Source organism: Psychroserpens sp. SPM9, from assembly GCF_025153525.1.
Taxonomy (GTDB): Bacteria; Bacteroidota; Bacteroidia; order Flavobacteriales; family Flavobacteriaceae; genus Psychroserpens.
Genome location: NZ_JANZNR010000022.1, coordinates 1 through 2,786 on the forward strand (window position 1 = coordinate 1; position 2,786 = coordinate 2,786).

General features: G+C 30.9%; 3 protein-coding genes. All 3 read right to left on the bottom strand.

From position 1 onward, the window contains the following. Positions 1-245: 245 nt before the first annotated feature. Positions 246-872, bottom strand: a complete 627-nt coding sequence (locus tag N4270_RS16995) for a hypothetical protein (RefSeq protein ID WP_260098550.1) — start codon at positions 870-872, stop codon at positions 246-248. A 544-nt stretch (positions 873-1,416) separates the two neighbouring features. Beyond that, the gene (locus tag N4270_RS17000; protein ID WP_260098551.1) at positions 1,417-1,851 is read right to left on the bottom strand and encodes a carboxypeptidase-like regulatory domain-containing protein; all 435 of its coding nucleotides are present in this window, start codon (positions 1,849-1,851) and stop codon (positions 1,417-1,419) included. 130 nt (positions 1,852-1,981) lie between these two features. Then, positions 1,982-2,671 carry a hypothetical protein gene (locus N4270_RS17005; protein WP_260098552.1) on the bottom strand — a complete coding sequence of 230 codons (690 nt, stop codon included), beginning with the start codon at positions 2,669-2,671 and terminating at the stop codon, positions 1,982-1,984. Between the last annotated feature and the right edge of the window lie 115 nt (positions 2,672-2,786).

A 2,786-nucleotide genomic window follows, 5' to 3' on the forward strand; every position in this document is an offset into this window, starting at 1 on the left:
TGTGTGTTTTCCGGTTGTAAGTTCGTCTAAAATTTTCAGTTTAAAAGGTTCTGAATACCGTCTAATTATTTTGTCATTTTTGTACATAATGTTTAAAATTATGTAGCCTATATTCAGGACGGGTCAAAATTGTGCACAACGTGTATGTGTATGGTTAGTTGCGTGTAAGTACGCGATAATTCTTTGCTATGCAATATAATAAAAAGTAGGGAAGGACCGTCGTCTTAACCAACAGAAGCAATTAACTATACACGTTGTTGTACAACGTTTTTTAATTCCGTTTCTATTATTTTTCCAAGTTTTATAAGATTAACAGAGTCTTCCTCGTTAAATTCTTTTTCAAATTTTAAAAAGATTGAATTGTCCTTAAATTCCAAACTAAATTCATTGACTTTAACTAATTCATCTGTTATATTTCTTGTTATTATTTCTTCTAATTCCGTTTGACTCAATGAAGATTCCAAAATGTATTTTTTGTTAAATTCTTTTCTATCATTAAGTTTTTTGTCAAATTTCAGGAATAGATTGGCAATTTTTTCTTTCAGATATGCAGGTCTAATTATGAGCTCAGGAAGATCTGATTCCGTTTTTAAAATCACTCCATTATGTTTACTTTCAGTATCTATTTCAATCATTGATTCTCCAGCAGTTCCCATTATTTCAGTTTTATATGAATTACGAATAGATAGTAAATAAGCATCAAAATCAAATCCCGTTAATTTCCAAGTGTAGATGTTTTTTAAAAATTTTCCTTTTGGAATAATTGAATATTTACTTAAATCGAATCGAATTCCTTTAGCGACTTCCATTGGGTATTTTTTTTTCAGAAAATACAGTATTTTTCTATTGCTTTTTTCGATTTCGGAAGTCATTTTCAAATGTTGTACAACGTGTATGTGTAAGGTTTCGTTGCGTTGGTTTGCTTAAAATTAATAAAAGAAACCAAACCATTGATGTTTTTGTCTAAAATATTCCAAGCACAAAAAAATGAAGCAATGAACTTTACACGTTGTTATTTACTGTGCCGACAACTAAGAGTAAACACGTTCAGCTTGCGTTTCTGAATCTTGAGTAATCACATAACGCGAGAAGAGTAATCACATAAAGAGGTTTGAGTGATCACGTTTGCTAATCAATTGTTTTTTGAATCAGACGATTTCCTTTTGAATTGAACCTCTAATTTATAGATCTGAGTAAGTTTTAGAGTCGAGTGAAAATCTTTTAGAGGTTAAGTGTGAATTACTAAAATTAAGAAAGAATAATCTCTCCGTATGAGTGATTCGGAGGCATTGTATATAACGTGTTCGTGTATGGTTAGTAGTGTTAGAGAACTAAGTTAGCAAAAAAGAACGAAGAGCGCGGAAATTCGGCAGAATTTCTAGAACCATCTTTAAACACTATTAACTATACACGTTGTTACCCACAGTATTTTTCCGCATTTTTGTATTCACTACTGTTATAAATTTTATTCAATTCAGAATTTAATTCCGCTTTTATTTTGTCATAATTTCTCCACGCTTTTTTTGATTTCCGTTTTCCTTTTCCAATCCGCATTTCAACTATTTTTTCAGTCGGCTTAATTTCACGAAATATTTGGTCGAAACAAAATGGTAATTCTATAAAGATAGTTTTGTTTTTAGGTATCATTATGCAAAATTTTCCGTCAAAGTCAGTTTGCGTTCCAATACTCGTTCCTTTTATTATCACATTTTGACCAGATAAAGGTTGCCCGTCAGCGTCCATTAAAATTCCCGCTAACCGTCTAAATTCCGTATGTGATTCCGCTATTCTGTTTTGTCCAAGAGTCAAATTCGATAACAAAATTATTAATATCAGAACGGTTTTTTTCATATTGTGGGTAACGTGTTCGTGTATGGTTAGTTGCGTGCAAATACGCTATAATTCTTTGCTATGCAATATAATAAAAAGTAGGGAAGGACCGTCGTCTTAGCCAGCAATTCGCAATTAATTATACACGTTGTTAGCTGTAGTTATTAATATTTTCAACTATTAATTTGAATTCTTTTTCAATATTCCCATTATCAGTTTCTGACCATTTTAATTCTCCAAATTTTTCTTCGTAAGTTTTCTTACTTAAATTTAAATTGTCAAATTCCTGATAGTATTTTCCTTTATTATAATCGCCAACTACATAATAGAAATCATAATGATAGGCGTGTGTGCAATAATCAAATTCTACTAATTTAATTTCGTAAGGTGCGGGAAACAAAATCTCAGATTCCATTGTACTCCCAATTATTCTACGACTTTTTTTGTTATTCTTTCTGTTATAATAAAACTCGAAATTTTTTTCAGATAGCAGAACGGAAATAATGTTTTTTGGCTTTATGGTTAAGAATTCATCAAGTAATTCAAAAAAGTTATCGAAAGCTTGTCTTTCATCCGATTCATTTGCTTCCAAAATTGCATTTCTCCAGTTGTAACGAGCTCCAAACTTTTTGAGTTTCTGTTTAGTCCAATAGTTAAAGTAATGAAATGGTGGCAAACTTTCAGCAGAATTAATGTCAAAACCCAAAAGCATATTCCACAAATTTGTAAGAGTAATTTGGTCTCCGAGAAACATACCAGGTCTTTTTTCTATGAATTTTGCAAATTCAATTGTGGTAAAGTCTTTTAGTTTTTTGCTTATCATCAATTTTGCTGCATTCAAGGTTCTAACGCAACAAACGTTGCTTTTTTTTAGTTGATACTAAGCTACATTTTTTAGTTCAGAATCCATAATTTCTTGAGGCGTTTTATACCCAATTATTTTTCGAGGTCTATTG

Coding starts and splice junctions, on each gene's coding strand:
- N4270_RS16995 (WP_260098550.1), bottom strand. CDS start 872: ATGACTTCCGAAATCGAAAAAAGCAATAGAAAAATACTGTATTTTCTG.
- N4270_RS17000 (WP_260098551.1), bottom strand. CDS start 1,851: ATGAAAAAAACCGTTCTGATATTAATAATTTTGTTATCGAATTTGACT.